Genomic DNA, 19876 nt, shown 5'->3' with positions numbered 1-19876 from the left:
CTAGAAGCCGGTGTCGAGCCGCACCGAGTTCGAGTCCATCAACCGGCGAAGCGCATTCGCGCCCATCACCAGCGCGCTGGAATAACTGGACTGCGCCACCGAGGCGGTATGGATTCGTTGGTAATGGATCGCTTCGACGGCGTCGCTGCTGGCCGCTTCGAGGAGGACCCAGAAGAATTGATTCGGTGCGCGCTCCTCCACGGTGAGGGCGATGTCTCGTAAGGCTGGCATTCGCCGGGGCTCCCTTTTCTGAACAAGTCTTGAAGCTACGGGCGAAACGAATGAATAGTTTTGACCTCATTTCAAGGCCGTGGACAGAAGCGTGACCAAGTTCACGTAAAGGACAATCGGACCCATGAGTCCGAATGTGGTACGCGCCCGCTGCGTGATGGTCCTCGGCACCACCAGTGGTGCCGGCAAGAGCTGGCTGGCCACCGCGCTCTGCCGCTGGTATGCGCGGCAGGGGTTGCGGGTGGCGCCGTTCAAGGCGCAGAACATGAGCAACAACGCGCGCGTCGTCGTCGGCGGCGAGATCGGCAGCGCGCAGTATTTCCAGGCGCTGGCGGCCCGGGCCACTCCCGACGTGCGCATGAACCCGTTGCTCCTCAAGCCCGAGCGCGACACCCACAGCCAGGTGATCCTGATGGGGCAGGTGAGCACCGAGGTGTCGGCGCTTCCCTGGCGCGGGCGCAGCGAGCGTGTGTGGCCGCAGATCGCGCAGGCGCTGGACCAGCTTCGCGCGGAGAACGACGTGGTCGTGATCGAAGGCGCCGGTTCGCCGGCCGAGATCAACCTCATGGCGAGCGACATCGTGAACCTCCGTGTCGCCCGGCATGCGGAGGCCCGTTGCCTGCTGGTGACCGACATCGATCGCGGCGGCGCCTTCGCGCATCTCTACGGCACCTGGGCGTTGCTGCCGGAGGCCGACCGCGAAATGCTTGCGGGCTTCGTGCTCAACAAGTTCCGTGGCGACGCGTCACTGCTCGCGCCCGGGCCGCAGCAGTTGCAGGCCTTGACCGGCGTGCCGACCGTCGCGACGCTGCCCATGTGGTGGCGGCATGGCTTGCCCGAAGAAGACGGCGTTTTCGACGATCGGAGCGCATCGAGCGGCGAGGTCACGCGGACCGTTGCCGTCGTCGCCTACCCGCGCATCAGCAATCTCGACGAATTCCAGCCGCTGAAGAACATCGACGGTGTGCGCCTGCGATGGGCGCGCAGCCCGGCCGACGTGGCGGGCGCGGACTGGATCATCCTGCCGGGCTCCAAGCACACCAGCAGCGACCTCGCCTGGATGCGGGCGCAAGGGCTGGACCGCGCGGTGGCCGCGCATGCGTCGCGCGGCGGCATGGTGCTCGGCGTCTGCGGCGGCCTGCAGATGCTGGGCGAGGCGCTGATCGATCCGCACGGCGTCGACGGCAACGGGCCCGGGCTGGGGCTGCTCCCGCTGGTCACCGTGTTCGCGCCGGACAAGACCTTGCGGCAGCGCGAGGCGACCTTTTCGACGCTCACGGGGCCGTGGGCGGCGCTGTCCGGCGTCAGCGTGCAAGGCTACGAGATCCATCATGGCCGGACCGCAGAGCATGCGGCGATGGCAGCGGCCGGCGATCGCGCCCTGGCGGTGATGCCCGATGAACTGGCATGGCAGAACGTGGCGGGCAATGTCCTGGGGCTCTATCTGCATGGCCTCTTCGAGGACGCTTCGGCGTTGCACGCGCTCTTCGGCGTCGCGGCGCGCACACTGGACATGGTGTTCGACGGCCTCGCCGACCACATCGATTCCCACTTTGAACCGGGCGTGCTGCGCGCGCTGATCGAATGACATTTGAAATTCCCTCCGTTCCTGATCTCGACGATGCCGCGCTTTCCGCGCGCCTTCAGCAATTGCTCGACGGCAAGACGAAGCCGGTGGGCGCACTGGGGCGTCTGGAGGCGCTGGCGCTGCGGCTGGGTGTGGTGCTCGGCACCGAGTCACCCTCGCTCGTGGCGCCGCAGATGATCGTCTGCGCCGGCGACCATGGCCTGGCAGCACGTGGCGTGTCGGCCTACCCGAGCGACGTGACCTGGCAGATGGTCGAGAACTTCCTCGCCGGTGGTGCGGCGGTGAGTGTGCTCGCGCGCCAGCACGACTTGTCGCTGACGGTGGTCGACTGCGGTGTGCGGCACGACTTCGCTCCGCGCGACGGGCTCCTGATTCGCAAGGTGGCGGCCGGCACGGCGGACGCATCCGTCGGTCCGGCCATGAGCCCCGCCCAATGCGAGACCGCCATTGCAAACGGCATGGCGCTCTTGCGCGACCTGCCTGGCAACGCCGTTCTCCTGGGCGAGATGGGCATCGGCAATTCGTCGGCTGCGGCGATGCTGCTGGCCCGTCTCACAAGCCAGGACATCGACGCATGCACGGGCGCAGGCACGGGGCTCGACGCCGCGGGCCGCGCCCACAAGCGCAAGGTGCTGAGGGAAGTGCTCGAACGGCATGCCGACGCCACTGCGCCGCTCGACGCGCTGGCCGCCTTCGGGGGCTTCGAGATCGCGACGCTGGTCGGCGTGGTGCTGCAGGCGGCCCACGAACGGCGGGTGATCGTCCTCGATGGCTTCATCGCCAGCGCGGCGGTGCTCGTCGCTCAGGCGCTGCGGCCGCACGTCGTGCAGCGCTGCGTGGCCTCGCACGAATCCGTCGAGCCCGGGCATCGCCTGTTGCTGAACTGGCTCGGACTCCAGCCGCTGCTGCAACTCGACCTTCGGCTTGGCGAGGGTTCCGGTGCCGCGCTCGCCTGGCCGCTGCTCGAATCGGCCTGCCGCATCCTTCGCGAAATGGCGAGCTTCGAGTCGGCCGGCGTGTCGAAGCAGGACAAGACATGAATGGCGTGCGCCATTTCCTGCTGGCGCTGCAATTCTTCACGCGTGTTCCGGTCACGGGACCGCTGGCGGGCTGGGTCGGGTTCAGTCCGGCCATGCTGCGGGCGAGCGCGGCGCATTTTCCGGGTGTGGGTTGGCTGGTAGGCGCGGCCGGGGCCGGGGTGCTCTGGCTTGCGCAGGCCGGGCTTCCAGGGCTCGCCGGTGCACTGGTGGCGGCCCTGCTCTCGACCATCGCGACCGTGCTGATGACAGGCGCTTTCCATGAAGACGGACTGGCCGACGTGGCGGATGGCTTGGGCGGATCGGCCGACCGCTCGCGCGCGCTGGAGATCATGAAGGACTCCCGCATCGGTGCCTTCGGCGCGATTGCACTGGTGCTCGCATTGGGCTTGAAGGTCGCGTTGCTGGCGATGTTGGCGGGGCAGGGCGCTCTGATGGCAGTTATGGCGCTCGTGAGTGCCCATGTTCTTTCGCGGCTCGCACCGCTGTTCCTAATCCGCTGGCTGCCCTATGTCGGCGACGAGAGCGCCGCGAGCAAGTCCAAGCCGCTGGCCGACGCGATCGGCAACGGCGCATTGATGGTCGGTGTCGCATGGTCGATTCCTGCCATGGTGTTGCTCGTGGGAACGCAAGGTGTGTTCCATGGACTGGTGGCCCTCGGCCTTTGCATGCTGGCCGCGTGGACCATGGCGCGGCTGTTCATGCGCAGGCTCCAGGGCTTTACCGGCGACTGCCTGGGCGCGACGCAGCAGGTCTGCGAGCTGGCGATCTACCTGGCGCTGGCGTGGCGCGCATGAAGCTCCATCTCGTTCGCCATGCGCAGACCACCGCGCCGGAAGGCCAGTGCTACGGCCGCACCGATGTGGCCGTGCTTCCCGAGTTGACGCTGGCCGCGGCCGAGCGCGTCGCGCCCTTGCTGCCTGCGGACATCGAGATGCGCAGTTCGCCGCTGATGCGCTGTGACGACCTTGCGCGCGCCATCCTGGCGCTTCGATCCGATCTTCGGGTGCGCACGGACCCGCGCATCGCCGAAATGGACATGGGCGCCTGGGAGGGTGGCGCATGGACCGCGATCGATCGCGCCGAGTTCGAGCACTGGACGCGCAATTTCGCCGACACACGCGCAGGCGGCAACGGCGACAGCACGCGACAGTTCATGCAGCGCGTCGGCGAGGCCTACGACGAGTGGCTGGCGCGTGGACACGACGCGATCTGGGTCACGCATGCCGGGGTGATCCGTGCGGTCTCGCTGCTGCATGGCGGATTGCGCTGCGTGGAACGCGCCGACCAGTGGCCTGCGCACCCGATCGCCTACGGTGCGTGCGTGACGATCGAAGCCTGAGCGACGCTCAGGGCGCCGGCGTCTTGGGCTTGAAGTCGCAATAGGGCGCCACCGCGCATTGGTAGCACAGCGGCTTGCGCGCGATGCAGACATAGCGTCCGTGCAGGATCAGCCAATGGTGCGCATGCAGCCGGTACGCCGCGGGCACGCGCTTTTCCAGCTTGAGTTCGACCTCCAGCGGCGTCTTGCCCGGCGCCAGCCCCGTGCGGTTGCTGACGCGAAAGATGTGCGTGTCGACCGCCATCGTGGCTTCGCCGAAGGCGACGTTCAGCACCACGTTCGCGGTCTTGCGGCCGACACCGGGCAGCGCTTCGAGCTCTGCGCGGGTCTTCGGCACTTCGCCGCCGTGCTGCTCGACCAGCATGCGGCAGGCCTCGATCAGGTGCTTTGCCTTGCTGCGGTACAGGCCGATCGTCTTGATGTAGCTCTCCAGCCCCTGGACGCCGAGGTCCAGGATCGCCTGTGGCGTGTTCGCGACCGGGAAGAGCTTGCGCGTCGCCTTGTTCACGCCGACGTCGGTGGCTTGCGCCGACAGCAGCACGGCCGCGAGAAGTTCGAAGGGCGTGCTGTATTCGAGTTCGGTTTCCGGTGTCGGATTGGCGGCCTGGAGCGTCGCGAAGAAGGATTCGATCTCGGCTTTTTTCATCGTGGCCGCGAGTTTAGGCCGCTGCCGCCGTTGCGCCATGTGCGCGCAGCTTTCGCACCGCTTCCTCGACCGACATGAACACGTGGTCGGGCCCGATCGTCTCGATCATGCCGGTGCGGTGCGCCTGTTCGAGCGCCCGGCTGGCGGACAGCCGCGCGACGGCCACCACGATGCCGGCGCCTTGCCACTCGGAGATGGCGCGCCGCAGGACTTGCGAGCCGGTGTAGTCGATGTCGATCATTCCGTTGGCCTCGATGACCAGCAGCTTCACCGGCCGACGCTGGCGCGCCAGGGCGGATCGGATCTCGGCGCAGATGCGCTCGCAGTTGGTGAAGTTGAGCGGCGCGCCCGGTGCGAACACGAGCACGCCATCCTCGTGCTCGAAAGGCGCATCCGGTGCCGGCGGCCACCACACGGTGCTGCCCGGCACGCGCGCGAGTTCGACGCAAAAGGGCTTCGCCACGATGTACAGGCTGTGCACGAAGGACATCACGATGGCCAGCAGCATGCCGGTCTCGATCGGCAGCGCGATGACGAGCGCGGCGCTCGCCGCCACCAGCAGGATTTCGAGCCCGCCGCGGCGGTAGATCTCGCGCATCTCCTTGATGCGGAAGATGCGCCAGGCGATGTACAGCAGCACGCCGGCCAGGGCTGCATGGGGTACATAGGCCGTCAGGCCCGACGCGGCATTCACCAGCGCGATGACCAGCGCGACGGCCGCGAGCGCCGCGACCTGGCTTTGCCCTCCGGACTCGCGCACGATCGCCGTCCGTGGCGGGCTCGCGTTGACCGGGAAGGAGCCGATCAGCGCCGCCGCGATGCTGCCGGCACCGACCGCGCCGAAATCGCGACCGACATCCTCGACCTTGCCTTCGTCCGACGGAAAGGTGCTTGCCACCGCCGCCGTCTGCATGACGCAAACCATAGCGACCACCAGCGCCAACTGCACCATGCGGCCGAACTCCTCCACGCCGGGCATGACCGGCAGGGTGAGGTGCGGCAGCGTCACCGAGAGGGGGCCCAGCAGGCTGACGCCGCGCGACTCGAGATGGAAGAGCGCCGTGGCTGCGCCCGCCCCGACCAGGCCAAGCAGGGCCCCAGGGATCCGCGGGCTGACGCGCGAGGCGGCCAGGGTAATGCCCAGGACGCCAGCGCCCAGTGCAAGCGAAAACGGGTTGGCGTGCGGCACCTCGCCGATGACGTGCGCGAGACGGACGAGCAGATGGCCTTTCTCGTCGGGGACGCCCAAGAACGTGGGCAGTTCGCCCACCACGATGTGGACAGCGATGCCCGCCAGGAAGCCCGTGGTGACCGGCACCGACAGCAGCGTTGCGAGCCATCCCGCGCGCAGCAGCCCTATCGCAATCAGCACCGCGCCGACCAGCAGCGCGAAGAGCGGCGCCAGTTCCGCATGGCCATGTCCGCTGGCCACCGCGATCGATGCCAGCCCGCCGGCAAAGATCGGTGCAATGGTCGAATCCGCACCGACCGACATGAAGCGATTGGCGCCGAAGACAGCGAAGGCGATGGAGCCGGCAGCGAAGGCGTAGATGCCCGTCTCCGGAGGCATCCCCGCCAGCCGCGCTGTCGCGAGCTGCCCCGGAATGGCGATGGCCGCCAGCATCAGCCCGGCGATGAAATCGCGCGACAGCCACTCGATCCGATAGCCCCGGAGCGAAGCAAAGATCCGGCCCTGCATGGTGAAGCCCCATCGGAAGACTTGAAGCGGCGCAGTATAGACAGCGCACTTCGAGGTCCGGTGCCCCCTGTGGGCTTCAATCCGGCTTGATCGTCTCGATCACCTCTCGCGTCAGGTGCGCGACCGTCTCCATGTCGTCGCGCGGCGTCCAGGCGGGGCCGAAGCGCGCGATGACGACGTTCTTCGAAGGGACGATCACGAGGTACTGGCCATTGCTCCCGCGGGCCATGAACGCATCCGCCGGCATTCCATGCAGCACGCGGTAGTGAGCCCCCGCGCCGGCGCCACGATTGGTCCAGAAGCCAGCTCCGTAGCCGAAGTCTTCGGAACCTTGTGTCGGTTCGGCCGAATACGCGACCCAGCCCGCCGGGAGGATGCGCTGCCCGTTGATCTGACCGTCATTCAGGTACAGCAGCGCGAAGCGTGCCCAGTCGCGCGCCGGCGCCCACATGTGACTTGCCCCGATCGGCGTCCCGGCCGGGTCGAATTCGAGAGTCACGCCACGCATTCCGAGCTTGTCGAACAACTCGCGGTGCGCGAAGGCCTGGGTCGCCGCGGGCGTGCCGCCAGTTTGTTCGCGCACGATGCGCGACAGCAACTGGGTGTTCGCGTTGGTGTAGTTCCACGTCGAGCCAGGAGGGTGCGCCAGTGGGGCGCGCTCGGCCACCACCGCAGAGTCCGGGTCGACGAAGATCATCTGCGCCGAGGGGTCGAAGGCGGACCACACGCTCGACGTGAGCGACTGCCCCATGTCGAGGCCACTGGTCATCCGCAGGAGCTGGTCGATCGTGATGGCGTGGCGCGGGTCTGCCGGATCCGCCCAGGCGCGGACTGGCGCGGGTGCGTGAACGTCGAGCTTGCCTTGTCGGACCAGGATGCCGACCAGGGCGTTTGTGACCGACTTGGTGGCCGACCACCCGGCCAGCGGCGTTTCGACGCCGACGTCGGAGGCGTAGCGCTCCGCGACGATCCGGTTCTTGTGGAGCACCACCACGGCCTGGGTGTAGCGGTGCGGTGCCTGCGCCGTCTCTTGGAATGCGTGGTCGAGCGCGGCAATCAGCGCAGGGTCGGTGGGATGGACCGGCTCGGGGCCGGCGATGTCCCCGAGCAACGCGGGTGTCGTGGGCGGTATTACCCGTGCTCCCGCGTTGTCGTCCGGGACGCCGTCGGTCGCATTGACGCACCCGAACGGCGGCCGGTAGACCGCGCGGCTTTCGACGAGCCCGGCGAAGGTCGCCCGCACTTCGCGCCGCTCGCGGTCGATGGCGTGGCTCATCAGCAGCGCCGCGGGGCCCGAGAGCGGTTCGATCGCCTCGCGGTAGTAGCTTTGAGGCTCCCTGCCGGCGACGAACACCGCCGAACAGAGCTGGTGGCTGACATAGCCCGTCGTCACGGCCGCCGCCCTGCCTGGCGAAACATGACCGCAGGCAGTCAGCAGGAACGTGGACAGGACCGGGGCGGCGATGAGGAGGCGTTGCATGTTCAGGGCAGTCGGCGGCCGGGATTGGCTCGTCCACTGTCCGCGCTGTCGCGCCGCGCTTCTCGCTGGATTCTGTGTTCGGCTAGCCGATTTCGGATTCGGCCAGTCCCGGAGCCGGCGTGGCAAACGTCACCGCGCAGCCTCTGCGCCGGAATTCGCTGGGCGTCAGGCCGGTGTTGCTCTTGAAAGCGCGGTTGAAGGGGCCGAGCGACTGGAACCCGGCATCCATCGCGATGGTGAGGATGGGCGTGTCCGCCTGCTCCGGGTCCGCGAGCCAGCGACGCGCGTCGGCCAGGCGGTAGGTGTTCAGGAAGGCGGTGAAATTGCGGTGGCCGAGGCCCTGGTTGATCAGGCGCCTCAACTTGTGCTCGGGCATGCCCATTCGCTCGGCGAGCACGCCGATCGTGAGGTTCGACTCGCGGTAGACGCGGTCCACCGTCATCAGCGCTTCGAGCGCGGCGACCTGCTTCGGATCCGGCGCCGGGACAGCATCCGGGGCGGGCGAGGGCATGGAGGAGGCCGCGGGCGCAGTCAGGTCGCCCTCGGCTGGATCGTTGCCCGATACCGCGACCCCGAACAATGTTCCGTGACCGGCGCGCAGCAGCCGCCATGCAACGAACAAGGTCAGGCCGGCAGTACCGGCGGCGTTGGCCGTGCTTTCGACCACCCCCTTCAACGTCAGGCCCGTCAGCAGCGCCACCATCAGTTGCGCGACCGTGTAGAGCGCCGTCGCCGCGACGATCAGCGAGCGCAACTGGCGCCTTCCCTCGATCAGATCCTCGCGCCAGTTGGCAACCGATTGCGCGATGGCCAGGAGTGCCCAGGCGACGGGCATGACGCCCAGCGCAAGGCCAGCGGCGGGTTCCCATGGTGCGTTCGTGCTTTTCTGTCCCATGCAGTGCAGCACGCCGATGCTTGCCATGGCCGCCCAGACCACCGCGTGCCATCCGCGCAGCCGGAAAGCGTCGTCGAACAGCGCGCAAGTGAACAGCCAGAACACGAACATGCCGCCCGACGCCATCGCGACGACGACCATGGAACCGACGTCGGGTTCAGCCGCGAAGCCGGGCGCGGAAGCCAGCGTCGCGGCCGCGACAGAGACGGCGAATGCCGAGCCGAGCCGCGCCGCAATGGACCGTGGGTGGTCGCGCCAGAGGGCGATCGCAACCAGGACCAGCACGCCGGCCGCGCCGCCGCGCAGCATGAGGTTGAGGATCATCGACGAGGTCACGTCAGGTCGGGAGCGGCTGCGCTGCCAGTGGCGCTACTGGCCTTGGCGCCGCCGATCCGCGCGCTTCAGATCGAGGTATTCGGCCTCGCCGATGTCGTGCAATTGGCGAGGATACTTTTGCACGCTTACATACCAGAGGGCCAGGCGCTTGTCGAAATCGCCCGGCGCCGCCAGGTAGGCGTCCAGCGCCAGGAAGTAACGCATGGCGTTGCGTTCCATCAGGCCCCGCATGCCGCCGATGAGTTCGGGCTCGCCGTTCGCCTGCTTTCCGACAACCGTGAAGCCCACCTTGCCGCGTCCCAGGGTGGCCAGGTAGCTTTGAGTCGCCATGCGGGTCGCGGAACCCTGGTCATAGGCATAGCTGAAATGGACGAAGGACTTGCCTGTTCCCACCGGTATGGCTTCGAGCGCAATGCGATAGTTGCGCGTGCCGAAGGGACCCTTGCCGGAGGTCAGTTTCGCGGAAAAGTGGTCCGACGTCGCGCTGACGACCTGGAAGTAGAAGGTCAGTTCGAACGCATCCTTGACGGGAATGTCATAGCGACGCACGACGCTCAGTGTCAGCGTCTGCCTGGCCGTGTCGACGCTGCATGCCCGGTTGTTGAGATGGAGCATCAGCATTTCGCACCACTGCTTCGGCTGGCTCAGAGAGGCATTGACCTTGTCCAGCGGCTGGTCCAGAACACCGTACACCTCGCCCTTGAGACTGTTCTCGGTTTCGGCGGCGTTCAGGACCATCGGTCGCCCGAATGGACCCTTTGCCAATTGGGGACCCAGCTTTTCGTAGGTGGCTCGCAAGCTCGCCGCGCCGGCCTGCGCAGCGGCCTTGGGCGCCCATGCCATCCCGGTGGCTGCGACGGCCACTGTCAGGGCAAGTAGAAGCTTTCGCAGGGCCAGGGCGGATTCTCCAGGCAGCCAGCGCCGGAACGACGCTGCGAGTCGGGACCATACACCGTGGGCGCATGTTCGGGAATCGACGTCGCTGCGACAATGGCGGCTGCAACTCTCCGACAGAAGGTTCTCATGCAATTCGCCTCCCGCCTCGACAACGTCGAAACCTCCGCCATCCGCGAACTCTTCAAGCTGCTCGGCACGCCCGGCATCATCAGCTTTGCGGGTGGCTTTCCGGACAGCGCGATGTTCGACGTCGAAGGGCTGAAGGAAGCGAGCGCCAAGGCGCTGGCGGAGGAGCCCGGCGGCGCCCTGCAGTACGGCGCGACCGAAGGCTACGAGCCGCTGCGCACGCAACTCAGCGCCTTCATGAAGACGAAGGGCGTCGATGTCGACCCGAGCGGCCTCATCGTCACCACCGGGAGCCAGCAGGCGCTCGACCTGCTCGGCAAGACGCTCATTTCTCCAGGCGACAAGGTCATCGTGGAAGGCCCGACCTTCCTCGCCACCATCCAGTGCTTCCGACTCTACGGCGCGCAACTGATCAGCGCGCCGATCGATGCGGACGGCGTTCGCACCGACGAACTCGAAAAGCTCATTGCCGAGCACAAGCCGAAGTTCGTCTACCTCATCCCGACCTTCGGCAACCCCAGCGGCGCAATGCTGAGTCTGGAGCGCCGCAAGAAGGTGCTCGAGCTGGCGGTGAAGTACCAGACGCTGATCGTCGAGGACGACCCCTACGGCGACCTCTACTTCGACAAGGCGCCTCCGCCCTCGATCCTGTCGCTCACGAAGGAAGTGCCCGGCAGCCGCGAACTCGTCGCGCATGGCGGCAGCCTGAGCAAGGTGCTGAGTCCCGGCCTGCGCATCGGCTGGATGATCGGCCCGGCCGAACTGCTCGCAAAGGCGACCATGTGCAAGCAGTTCAGCGACGCGCACACCAGCACCTTCGCGCAGGCGACGGCCGCGCAGTACCTCAAGAGCGGCCGGATGCCCGCCACGCTGGCCAACGTACGCAAGGTCTACGGTGAACGCGCGAAGGCGATGGGCGCCGCATTGCAGAAGGAACTCGGCGATGCGATCACTTTCACGCAGCCGGGTGGTGGCCTGTTCTTCTGGGCGCGCCTCACGGGTGCCAACGGCAAGATCGCCGACGCCAATGTGTTCGCCAAGCGCGCGATCGAGAAGCTCGTGGCCTTCGTGCCCGGCGCGCCATTCTTCGCCGAGAAGCCGGATGTCGCGACGCTGCGCCTGAGCTTCGCCACGGCCAACGTCGAGAAGATCCAGGAAGGCATCGCGCGCCTCGGCGCGGCACTCTGAGCGTCTGCGTCAGACGATGCGGCTGGCGTGCCCCACCCAGTACGCATCGCGCAATGTGCGCTTGTAGAGCTTGCCGGTGGGCAGCCGCGGCAGCTGGTCGGTGAAGTCCACCGTCTTCGGGCACTTCATGTGCGCGAGGTGCGAACGGCAGAACTCGATCAGCTCCGCCGCGAATTCGGGTGTGTGGGCAACGCCCGGCAGCGTCTGCACCACCGCCTTGACTTCTTCGCCCAGGTCCTTGTTCGGCACGCCGAACACCGCCGCATCGGCCACCTTGGGGTGGGTGATCAGCAGGTTCTCGCACTCCTGCGGATAGATGTTGACGCCGCCCGAGATGATCATGAAGGTCGAGCGGTCGGTCAGATGCAGGAAGCCGTCTTCGTCGAGATAGCCCATGTCGCCGACCGTGCTCATCGTGCCGTCCGGCGAGCGCGTGAGCGCCGTTCGCTCCGGATCGTTGAAGTAGACGAAGGGCGTCGCGGTCTTGAACCAGATCTCGCCTGACTGGCCCTTGGGCACCGGTTGCATCTGCTCGTCGAAGATGTGGATGTCGCCCAGGAGCACCTTGCCCACGGTGCCACGATGGGCCAGCCATTCGTGGCTGTCGCAGGCGGTGAAGCCGAGGCCCTCGGTGGCGCCGTAGTACTCGTGGATGATGGGCCCCCACCACGCGATCATGTCCGCCTTCACCTGCGCAGGGCAGGGCGCCGCGGCGTGGATGGCGATCTTCAGCGTCGACAGGTCGGCCTTGGCCCGTTCCTCCGGCGGCAGCTTGAGCATGCGCGAGAACATGGTCGGAACGAGTTGCGTGTGGGTGATGCGGTGCTTCGCGATCAGCGCCAGGTACTGCTGCGGATCGAAGTGCTCCATGACGATCACCGTGCCGCCGTTGCGGATCGCCAGCGACACGTTGGCGAGCGGCGCGGAGTGGTACAGCGGCGCGGGCGAGAGATAGATCATTCCTTCCTCGCACTGCCACAACTTGTTCAGGAAGTGGAAGAGCGGCAGCGGCTGGCTCGGCGGGTTTTCCGGCAGCGGCCGCAGCACGCCCTTGGGCCGGCCAGTGGTGCCGGAGGAATAGAGCATCGCAGTGCCCAGCCATTCGTTCTCGATGGGCGTGTCGGGCATGCCCGACAGGGCCTCGTCGAGGTCGACCAGGCGGGCCGCGCCAGCCTGGCCCGCCAGGCCGGCACCGCCGCCCGCCACGAGGCACAGATTGACCTTCGGGCATTCGACCAGCGCCTGCCGCGCCACGGCGAGCTTTTCGGCCGAAGTGATCAGCACGGCCGATTCGCTGTTGTTGACGACGTAGGCCATCTCAGCGGGCGACAGGTAGGCGTTGATGCATGTGTAGTAGAGCCCGGATCGCTCGCCCGCCATGCAGGATTCGAGGTAGTAGCGGTTGTTCTCCATGAACACCGCATAGTGGTCCAGCCGCATCAGGCCCTGCGCGCGCAACAGGTGCGCGAGGCGGTTGCTGCGCGCGTCCAGTTCCCCGTAGGTCAGCGACTCGCCGCTGTTGGCCATGATGAAAGCGGGGCGGTCGGCGTGCGCGTGCGCGTACTTGCCTGGGTACATGGGCGATCTCCGTGGACTCTGGACGGTGCCGATTGTCCAGAAGGGATGGCTGCGCGCGATAGGGGCTTGCCCCGGCCCGGCCTCCGTCAGCCGAGCGCGCGCCCGAAGTCCTCGATCAGTTCGTCCGCCGATTCCAGCCCGATGGAGACACGCACCAGCCCGTCCGCGATGCCCATCTGGGCGCGGACCACCGGGCCCGCTTCCCAGAAGATCGTGGGCGCTACCGGGATGACCAGCGTGCGGTTGTCTCCAAGGCCGGTGGCCTTGATCGGCAATTGCAGGCGGTTGAGCATTGCGTTGACGCTCGCGCTGTCGCTCAGTTCGAAAGCCAGCAGCCACGAGCCCGCCTTGAAGTGCCGCACGGCGAGCGCGTGCTGCGGGTGGCTTTCGAGCATCGGGTAGTGAACCGCCGACACCGAGGCATGGCCTTGCAGGAAGCGGGCAAGCGACAAGGCCGTGGCACTGGTCTGCGCCACGCGCAGTCCAAGCGTCTCGGCGCCGAGGCTGATGCGGTGGGCCTGTTCCGGCGACAGGGTCGCGCCCATGTCGCGCAGCCCCTTCTTTCGCAACTGCTGCAGGCCTTGCTGGCGCGCGTCGACGCCGCGATAGCTCGGCGAGATGTTCGGATAGGCCTGCCAGTCGAACAGCCCGGTGTCGGTCACGGCACCGCCGAGCGCTGCCCCGTGGCCGGCAATCGTCTTGGTGAGCGAGTTGACCACCAGCCCCGCGCCGACCGTTCTTGGGCGGAAGAGGGCGGGCGAGGTGATGGTGTTGTCGACCACATAGAGCAGCCCGCGTTCGCGGCACAACGCGCCGATGGCTTCGAGATCAGGGATCTGGGTGCCGGGATTCGCGACGGTTTCCACGAACACCATGCGCGTGTTCGGGCGAAGGGCGGCGCGCACGGTGTCCACCGAGCCCGCGTCGACCTTGCTGACCTCGACACCGAATTCGCCGAGCGTACCGAAGAGGCTGTTGGTATTCCCGAAGACGAACTGGCTCGACACGAGATGGTCGCCGCCGCGCAGAAGCGTGAGAAAGATCGCGCTCAGCGCAGCCATGCCGGTGCAGAAGCAGACAGTGCCGATGCCTTGTTCGAGCTGGCTGATCTTCGCTTCGAGCGCCGCGGTCGTCGGTGTGCCTTGGCGCGCATAGCTGAAGCTGTTCTTGAGCGTGCCCTGGAACACGCCGATCAGGTCTTCCACCCGGTCGTAACCGTACTGCACCGAGGTGTGGATCGGCTTGTGGATGCTTCCATGCTCGACGCCGAAGCGCCGGTCGCCGTGCACCGTGTCCGATGCCAGCGGCAGACCCTTGTCCTTGTCCTTGTCGGCGTCGCCCATGGTGTTCACCTCAGCACTTCGAGCAGGCGATCGAGGCCGCCTTCATTGATGGCGACCATGGCCTGTTCGCGCACTTTCGGCTTGGCGTGAAAGGCCACGGAAAGACCCGCCTCGCCCATCATCGGCAAGTCGTTCGCGCCGTCGCCGACGGCAATGCTCTCGCCCGGCGAGACGCCGAGCAGCGAAGCGACTTCCAGCAGCGTGCGGCGCTTTTCCGCGCCGTCGCAGATATCGCCCCAGGACTGCTGAACGACTCGGCCCGTGAGTTTCCCGTCGGCTTCGTCCAGCAGGTTGGAGCGGGCGAAGTCGATGCCGAGCCGGTCTTTGACCCGGTTGGCGAAGAAGGTAAATCCGCCGGACACCAGCAGCACTTTCATGCCGGCAGCCTTGCAGGTCGCGACCAGTTGCTCCGCACCGGGGTTAAGCCGCAGGCGCTCGTCGTACACCTTCTGCAGCGCGTCGACGGGCACGCCCTGCAGCAATGCGACGCGACGGCGCAGGCTCTCCTTGAAATCCTTGATCTCGCCACGCATCGTCGCTTCGGTGATGGCAGCCACCTCGGCCTTCTTGCCCACCGCATCGGCGATTTCGTCGATGCATTCGATGTTGATCAGCGTCGAGTCCATGTCGAACGCGATCAGCTTGAAATCGGCGAGCGCGAGCGGCGGCGTGAACCGCTGGACGATCAGGCCGGGAGCGATTTCCTTGGCGGTCATACCGGTGTGGCTTCCTGTACTTTGGGCTGGCCCAGGCTGCGCAGGATGTCGCGCACCATCTGCGCGCGTTCCCTGGGCTCTTTCAGCTCGCGTTCAATGCGAAGCTTCTCGTTGCCTGCCAGCTTGATGTGCTTGTTCTTCTGGATCAGGTGGATGATGTTCATCGAATCGACCGGCGGGTCCTTCTTGAAGGTGATGTGGATGACACCCGGCGCCGCATCGACCTTGACCACGCCGTAGGGCCGTGCGAGCACGCGCAGCCTGTGCACGTCGATGAGCGTCTGCGCCTGCGGCGGCAGCTTGCCGAACCGATCGACGATTTCTTCGAGCAGCGTGTCGATCTGCTCGGGCGTCCTGGCCGTCGCGAGTTTCTTGTAGAACGACAGCCGCAGGTGCACGTCGCCGCAATAGTCGTCGGGCAGCAGGGCGGGCGCGTGCAGGTTGATCTCGGTCGTCACGCTCAGCGGCGCCAGCAGGTCGGGCTCCTGGCCGGCCTTCAGCGAGCGCACGGCCTCGGCCAGCATTTCGTTGTAGAGCTGGAAGCCGATCTCCATCATGTTGCCGCTCTGGTTCTCGCCCAGCACTTCGCCGGCGCCGCGGATCTCCAGGTCGTGCATCGCGAGGTAGAAGCCGGAGCCGAGTTCTTCCATCTGCTGGATGGCGTCGAGCCGTTGCGCGGCGTGCTTGGTCAGACCGTCGACGTCGGGCACCATCAGGTAGGCGTAAGCCTGGTGGTGGCTGCGGCCCACGCGGCCGCGCAACTGGTGCAATTGCGCGAGGCCGAACTTGTCGGCGCGGCTCATCACGATGGTGTTGGCGGTCGGCACGTCGATGCCGGTCTCGATGATGGTCGAGCACAGCAGCATGTTGTAGCGCTGGGCGACGAAGTCGCGCATCACGCGCTCCAGTTCGCGCTCGGGCATCTGGCCGTGCGCGACCGCGATGCGCGCCTCGGGCAGGATTTCCTCGAGCTTCTGGCGCCGGTTCTCGATCGTTTCGACTTCGTTGTGCAGGAAGTAGACCTGCCCGCCGCGCTTAAGCTCGCGCAGTACGGCCTCGCGGATCACCCCGGTACCTTCGTTGCGGACGAAGGTCTTGATGGCCAGCCGCCGCTGCGGCGCGGTGGCGATCACGCTCAGGTCGCGCAGGCCTTCGAGCGCCATGCCCAGTGTGCGGGGGATCGGCGTGGCGGTGAGCGTCAGCACGTCGACCTCGGCGCGCATCGCCTTCATGGCTTCCTTGTGGCGCACGCCGAAACGATGTTCCTCATCGATGATGAGCAGGCCCAGGTTCTTGAACTTGACCGACTGCGAGAGCAGCTTGTGCGTGCCGACCACGATGTCCACCGTGCCGTCGGCCAGCCCCTTGGCGGCGGTGTTGATTTCCTTAGTGGACCGGAAGCGGCTCATCTCTGCGACCTTGACCGGCCACTTGGCGAAGCGGTCGACCAGCGTCTGGTAGTGCTGTTCGGCCAGCAGCGTGGTCGGGGCCAGGAAGGCGACCTGCTTGCCCCCCGTCACCGCGATGAAGGCGGCGCGCAATGCGACTTCGGTCTTGCCGAAGCCGACGTCGCCGCAGACCAGGCGGTCCATCGGCTGCGGCGAGATCATGTCCTGGATGACGGCGTGGATCGCGGCCTTTTGGTCGGCCGTCTCGTCGAAGCCGAAGTCGTTGGCGAACACTTCGTAGTCCGCGGCCGAGAAGCGGAAGGCGTGGCCTTCACGCGCCGCGCGGCGCGCATAGATGTTGAGCAACTCGGCGGCGGAATCGCGCACCTGCTCGGCCGCCTTGCGCTTGGCCTTTTCCCACTGGCCGGAGCCCAGCTTGTGCAGCGGCGCCTCGTCGGCGCTGACGCCGGTGTAGCGGCTGATCAGGTGCAGTTGCGAAACGGGCACGTAGAGCGTGGCCTTGTCGGCGTACTCCAAGTGCAGCATCTCCTGCATCAGCGGCTTGCCGTCGGCATCGGCGCCTTGGCCGAGGTCCATGTTGACCAACCCGCGGTAGCGCCCGATGCCGTGCGCGGAATGCACCACCGGGTCGCCGATGGCGAGTTCGCTCAGATCCTTGATCAGCGCCTCGACGTCGCTGACCTGTTCCTGCCGCTTGTTCCGGCGGCGGCTGGACGGCGCGGTGGCGAAGAGCTCGGTCTCGGTGACGAAATCGATGCCCTGTTCGCGCCAGGCGAAGCCGGCGACCAGCGCGGCGGTCGCGATGCCGATCTTTTCGTCCGGCGAGGACTCGAACTCGGCGAGCGAGTCGAAGGCGGGCGGGTTCACGCCGCTGGCGCGCAGGAAGTCGAGCAGGCTTTCGCGCCGGCCGTCGCTCTCGGCAATCACCAGCACGCGGTGCGGCGTAGTGCGGATGTGCTCCTTGAGCTTGACCAGCGGATCGTCGGCGCCGCGAACGACGGCGAAGGCGGGCAGGGCGTCGAACTCCGCATAGGGCGCATCGGCGGCTGCGTCGCCCCGGATGGCCAGTTGGGCATGCGGCTTGGCGCGCTGGTAGAACTGCTCGGCGTTCAGGAAGAGCTCCTCGGGAGGCAGCGCCGGTCGCTCGGGATCGTCGCGTACCAAACGGTAGCGCTCGCCCGTGTCCTGCCAGAAGTGCTGGAATGCGGGTTCGAGTTCACCGTGCATCACGACCGTGGTGTCGGCACCCAGGTAGTCGAACACCGTCGCCGTTTCCTCGAAGAAGAGCGGCAGGTAGTACTCGATGCCGGCCGTGGCGACGCCGTTGCCCATGTCCTTGTAGATGCGGCTGCGCGTCGGGTCGCCTTCGAGCAGTTCGCGCCAGCGGCTGCGGAAGCGTGCGCGGGCGTCGTCGTCCATCGGGAACTCGCGGCCCGGCAGCAGGCGCACTTCGGGGACCGGATAGAGGCTGCGCTGCGTGTCGGGATCGAAGGTGCGGATGGAGTCGATCTCGTCGTCGAAAAGGTCGACGCGGAAGGGCACGGCCGATCCCATCGGGAAGAGGTCGATGAGGCTGCCGCGGACCGCGTACTCGCCCGGACTCACGACCTGCGTCACGTGGCTGTAGCCGGCCAGCGTGAGCTGGGCCTTGAGCTTCGACTCCTGCAGCTTCTGACCGCTCTTGAAATGAAAGGTGTAGCCGGCGAGGAAGGCCGGCGGCGCGAGCCGGTAGAGCGCGGTGGTGGCAGGCACCAGCACCACGTCGGCCTCTTTCTGGCTGATGCGCCAGAGCGTGGCGAGCCGCTCGCTGATCAGGTCCTGGTGGGGCGAGAAGCTGTCGTAGGGCAGCGTCTCCCAGTCTGGGAAAAGGGCGCAGCGCAGGTCGGGCGCGAAGAAGGCGATTTCGTCGATCAGCCGCTGCGCGTCGTTCGCGTCGGCGGTGAAGACGGCGGTCGCACGGCCGGCCGCTTTCTCGCGCTCGGCCAACTGGGCCAGCAACAGCGCGTCGGCCGACAGGGGCGGGCGCGGCAGCGTGAAACGCTTGCCGGCTGTGAGATGGGGGAGGTCCATGTATTGCCTGGGAAATGCAGAACACCCCGCGCCGGCGGGCGAGGGGTGTGAAGAGCGATTCTAGAATGGCTGCCCCTTTGTCGCTGGCCGCCGTAGCACCATGTCCGCTTCCCGTCTTTTCGTGTTGATCCCCTGTGGCGGTTCGGGCATTCGCGCCGGCGGCGTGGGGCCCAAGCAATACCAGCGCATCGCAGGGCGTCCGATGGTCGAGCACACGCTCGAAGCCTTCCGCTCGCTTGGCGGACGGTTCGAGGGGATCGCGCTCGTCGTTTCACCGGACGACGCGGACGTGGGGATCGTGCTTCCGCGCTTTCCGGGTGCGGGCGAGCACTTGTTCCGGGTCGGCGGTCCGACGCGGGCCGCCACCGTGCGCAATGGCCTGCGCGCCTTGCGCGACGCCGGCGCGGGGCCTCACGACTGGGTGCTGGTGCACGATGCCGCGCGCTGCCTGGTCACGCCCACGCAGATCGAGGCACTGATCGCCGCCTGCGAGCACGACCCCATCGGCGGGCTGCTGGCCCATCGGCTGGCGGACACGCTCAAGGTGGCATCCCCCGAGGGTCGCGTCGTCAGCACGGCGACCCGCGCCGACAAGTGGCTGGCGCAGACACCGCAGATGTTCCGCATCGGCATGCTCCTCGATGCCCTGGGGCGCGCCGGTGATGCCGTGACCGACGAAGCCAGCGCGATCGAGGGGATCGGCCTCGCGCCGCTGCTGGTGCCGGGCAGCGCGCAGAATTTCAAGCTGACCTTCCCGGAGGATTTCGCGCTGGCGGAAGCGCTCCTGCGCACCCGGCGTACCGAACCATGACTGCTTTCAATCTGCGCGTCGGCGAGGGCTGGGACGTCCACCAACTAGTGGCGGGCCGAAAGCTGGTCCTCGGCGGCGTCGAGGTGCCCCACAGCACCGGGCTGCTCGGCCACTCAGATGCCGATGTCCTGCTGCATGCCATCACCGATGCCTTGCTGGGCGCCGCCGGGCTGGGCGACATCGGACGGCATTTCCCGGACACGGACGCGCAGTTCCGCGGCGCCGATTCGTCCGTCCTGCTCGCCGAGGCTGCGCGCCGCGTGCGGGCGGAGGGCTGGCAGATCGGCAACATCGACAGCACGGTGATCGCGCAGGCGCCCAAGCTCGCGCCGCACATTCCGGCCATGTGCGAGCGGATCGCTTCAGCGCTGGGCGTTAGCGTCGATCAGGTCAATGTGAAGGCGAAGACGGCCGAGAAGCTCGGGCCGGTCGGCGAGGGGCGGGCGATGGAAGCCCGCGCGATCGCGCTTTTGCACCGCTGAGC

Annotated in this window: 17 protein-coding genes; 7 read left to right on the top strand and 10 right to left on the bottom strand. The window is 67.2% G+C overall.

What is annotated here, in order from left to right; genetic code table 11:
- On the bottom strand, window positions 1-231 hold the full coding sequence (locus tag ACSFBL_RS15505) for a hypothetical protein (protein WP_435516669.1): 231 nt from the start codon (window positions 229-231) through the stop codon (window positions 1-3).
- A 124-nt stretch (window positions 232-355) separates the two neighbouring features.
- On the opposite strand from ACSFBL_RS15505, the gene ACSFBL_RS15500 reads away from it, so the two are divergent.
- Genes ACSFBL_RS15500 through ACSFBL_RS15485 form a run of 4 tightly spaced genes read left to right on the top strand, consistent with a single transcriptional unit; the run spans window position 356 to window position 4198 of the window.
- The gene (locus ACSFBL_RS15500; RefSeq protein ID WP_435516668.1) at window positions 356-1819 is read left to right on the top strand and encodes a cobyric acid synthase; all 1464 of its coding nucleotides are present in this window, start codon (window positions 356-358) and stop codon (window positions 1817-1819) included.
- On the top strand, window positions 1816-2859 hold the full coding sequence (gene cobT, locus ACSFBL_RS15495) for a nicotinate-nucleotide--dimethylbenzimidazole phosphoribosyltransferase (RefSeq protein WP_435516667.1): 1044 nt from the start codon (window positions 1816-1818) through the stop codon (window positions 2857-2859). The genes ACSFBL_RS15500 and cobT overlap by 4 nt, the downstream gene beginning before the upstream one ends.
- Window positions 2856-3653: an adenosylcobinamide-GDP ribazoletransferase gene (gene cobS / locus ACSFBL_RS15490; RefSeq protein ID WP_435516666.1), complete on the top strand. Its 798-nt coding sequence runs from the start codon at window positions 2856-2858 to the stop codon at window positions 3651-3653. The genes cobT and cobS overlap by 4 nt, the downstream gene beginning before the upstream one ends.
- Window positions 3650-4198, top strand: a complete 549-nt coding sequence (locus ACSFBL_RS15485) for a histidine phosphatase family protein (protein WP_435516665.1) — start codon at window positions 3650-3652, stop codon at window positions 4196-4198. The genes cobS and ACSFBL_RS15485 overlap by 4 nt, the downstream gene beginning before the upstream one ends.
- Window positions 4199-4205: 7 nt before the next feature.
- Here ACSFBL_RS15485 and nth read toward each other — a convergent pair whose 3' ends face one another.
- The 5 genes from nth to ACSFBL_RS15460 form a co-directional block, all read right to left on the bottom strand.
- The gene (nth, locus tag ACSFBL_RS15480) at window positions 4206-4844 is read right to left on the bottom strand and encodes an endonuclease III (RefSeq protein WP_435516664.1); all 639 of its coding nucleotides are present in this window, start codon (window positions 4842-4844) and stop codon (window positions 4206-4208) included.
- Window positions 4845-4857: 13 nt separating this feature from the next.
- Complete coding sequence (locus ACSFBL_RS15475) at window positions 4858-6543, bottom strand: SulP family inorganic anion transporter (protein WP_435516663.1); 1686 nt, start codon at window positions 6541-6543, stop codon at window positions 4858-4860.
- A gap of 76 nt (window positions 6544-6619) precedes the next feature.
- Window positions 6620-8023 carry a serine hydrolase domain-containing protein gene (locus ACSFBL_RS15470; RefSeq protein WP_435516662.1) on the bottom strand — a complete coding sequence of 468 codons (1404 nt, stop codon included), beginning with the start codon at window positions 8021-8023 and terminating at the stop codon, window positions 6620-6622.
- 82 nt (window positions 8024-8105) lie between these two features.
- Window positions 8106-9242, bottom strand: coding sequence for a helix-turn-helix domain-containing protein (locus ACSFBL_RS15465; protein WP_435516661.1), 1137 nt, complete (start codon window positions 9240-9242; stop codon window positions 8106-8108).
- Between the two features lie 45 nt (window positions 9243-9287).
- Window positions 9288-10097: a hypothetical protein gene (locus ACSFBL_RS15460; protein ID WP_435516660.1), complete on the bottom strand. Its 810-nt coding sequence runs from the start codon at window positions 10095-10097 to the stop codon at window positions 9288-9290.
- A gap of 180 nt (window positions 10098-10277) precedes the next feature.
- Between ACSFBL_RS15460 and ACSFBL_RS15455 the strand changes: the two genes are divergently transcribed.
- Entirely contained in the window at window positions 10278-11465 is a 1188-nt protein-coding gene (locus ACSFBL_RS15455) for an aminotransferase-like domain-containing protein (protein WP_435516659.1), read from the top strand.
- 9 nt (window positions 11466-11474) lie between these two features.
- On the opposite strand, the gene ACSFBL_RS15450 is transcribed toward ACSFBL_RS15455, so the two are convergent.
- The 4 genes from ACSFBL_RS15450 to mfd all read right to left on the bottom strand — a co-directional run bounded on the left by ACSFBL_RS15450 (window position 11475) and on the right by mfd (window position 18581).
- Window positions 11475-13043, bottom strand: a complete 1569-nt coding sequence (locus ACSFBL_RS15450) for an AMP-binding protein (protein ID WP_435516658.1) — start codon at window positions 13041-13043, stop codon at window positions 11475-11477.
- Window positions 13044-13129: 86 nt separating this feature from the next.
- Entirely contained in the window at window positions 13130-14386 is a 1257-nt protein-coding gene (locus tag ACSFBL_RS15445; RefSeq protein WP_435516951.1) for a cystathionine gamma-synthase family protein, read from the bottom strand.
- A gap of 5 nt (window positions 14387-14391) precedes the next feature.
- A complete protein-coding gene (gene serB / locus ACSFBL_RS15440) occupies window positions 14392-15102 on the bottom strand; it encodes a phosphoserine phosphatase SerB (protein ID WP_435516657.1) in 711 nt (236 codons plus the stop codon).
- Window positions 15099-18581, bottom strand: coding sequence for a transcription-repair coupling factor (gene mfd, locus ACSFBL_RS15435; RefSeq protein ID WP_435516656.1), 3483 nt, complete (start codon window positions 18579-18581; stop codon window positions 15099-15101). Before mfd ends, serB begins: the two co-directional genes overlap by 4 nt.
- Before the next feature lie 100 nt (window positions 18582-18681).
- On the opposite strand from mfd, the gene ispD reads away from it, so the two are divergent.
- Both ispD and ispF read left to right on the top strand, forming a co-directional pair.
- Window positions 18682-19392, top strand: coding sequence for a 2-C-methyl-D-erythritol 4-phosphate cytidylyltransferase (gene ispD, locus ACSFBL_RS15430; RefSeq protein ID WP_435516655.1), 711 nt, complete (start codon window positions 18682-18684; stop codon window positions 19390-19392).
- A complete protein-coding gene (ispF, locus tag ACSFBL_RS15425) occupies window positions 19389-19874 on the top strand; it encodes a 2-C-methyl-D-erythritol 2,4-cyclodiphosphate synthase (protein ID WP_435516654.1) in 486 nt (161 codons plus the stop codon). The genes ispD and ispF overlap by 4 nt, the downstream gene beginning before the upstream one ends.
- Window positions 19875-19876 lie beyond the last annotated feature (2 nt).

It is taken from the genome of Variovorax glacialis, assembly GCF_051216375.1.
GTDB lineage: Bacteria > Pseudomonadota > Gammaproteobacteria > Burkholderiales > Burkholderiaceae_C > Variovorax.
The sequence above is the reverse complement of the archived record's forward strand: the minus strand, read 5'-3'. Positions and strand labels throughout refer to the sequence as shown.

What these genes read in the sequence shown, in the direction of transcription:
- ACSFBL_RS15505 (WP_435516669.1), bottom strand. Translation starts at nt 231, where the DNA reads ATGCCAGCCTTACGAGACATCGCCCTCACCGTGGAGGAGCGCGCACCG.
- ACSFBL_RS15500 (WP_435516668.1), top strand. Translation starts at nt 356, where the DNA reads ATGAGTCCGAATGTGGTACGCGCCCGCTGCGTGATGGTCCTCGGCACC.
- cobT (WP_435516667.1), top strand. Translation starts at nt 1,816, where the DNA reads ATGACATTTGAAATTCCCTCCGTTCCTGATCTCGACGATGCCGCGCTT.
- cobS (WP_435516666.1), top strand. Translation starts at nt 2,856, where the DNA reads ATGAATGGCGTGCGCCATTTCCTGCTGGCGCTGCAATTCTTCACGCGT.
- ACSFBL_RS15485 (WP_435516665.1), top strand. Translation starts at nt 3,650, where the DNA reads ATGAAGCTCCATCTCGTTCGCCATGCGCAGACCACCGCGCCGGAAGGC.
- nth (WP_435516664.1), bottom strand. Translation starts at nt 4,844, where the DNA reads ATGAAAAAAGCCGAGATCGAATCCTTCTTCGCGACGCTCCAGGCCGCC.
- ACSFBL_RS15475 (WP_435516663.1), bottom strand. Translation starts at nt 6,543, where the DNA reads ATGCAGGGCCGGATCTTTGCTTCGCTCCGGGGCTATCGGATCGAGTGG.
- ACSFBL_RS15470 (WP_435516662.1), bottom strand. Translation starts at nt 8,023, where the DNA reads ATGCAACGCCTCCTCATCGCCGCCCCGGTCCTGTCCACGTTCCTGCTG.
- ACSFBL_RS15465 (WP_435516661.1), bottom strand. Translation starts at nt 9,242, where the DNA reads ATGATCCTCAACCTCATGCTGCGCGGCGGCGCGGCCGGCGTGCTGGTC.
- ACSFBL_RS15460 (WP_435516660.1), bottom strand. Translation starts at nt 10,097, where the DNA reads ATGGCATGGGCGCCCAAGGCCGCTGCGCAGGCCGGCGCGGCGAGCTTG.
- ACSFBL_RS15455 (WP_435516659.1), top strand. Translation starts at nt 10,278, where the DNA reads ATGCAATTCGCCTCCCGCCTCGACAACGTCGAAACCTCCGCCATCCGC.
- ACSFBL_RS15450 (WP_435516658.1), bottom strand. Translation starts at nt 13,043, where the DNA reads ATGTACCCAGGCAAGTACGCGCACGCGCACGCCGACCGCCCCGCTTTC.
- ACSFBL_RS15445 (WP_435516951.1), bottom strand. Translation starts at nt 14,386, where the DNA reads ATGGGCGACGCCGACAAGGACAAGGACAAGGGTCTGCCGCTGGCATCG.
- serB (WP_435516657.1), bottom strand. Translation starts at nt 15,102, where the DNA reads ATGACCGCCAAGGAAATCGCTCCCGGCCTGATCGTCCAGCGGTTCACG.
- mfd (WP_435516656.1), bottom strand. Translation starts at nt 18,581, where the DNA reads ATGGACCTCCCCCATCTCACAGCCGGCAAGCGTTTCACGCTGCCGCGC.
- ispD (WP_435516655.1), top strand. Translation starts at nt 18,682, where the DNA reads ATGTCCGCTTCCCGTCTTTTCGTGTTGATCCCCTGTGGCGGTTCGGGC.
- ispF (WP_435516654.1), top strand. Translation starts at nt 19,389, where the DNA reads ATGACTGCTTTCAATCTGCGCGTCGGCGAGGGCTGGGACGTCCACCAA.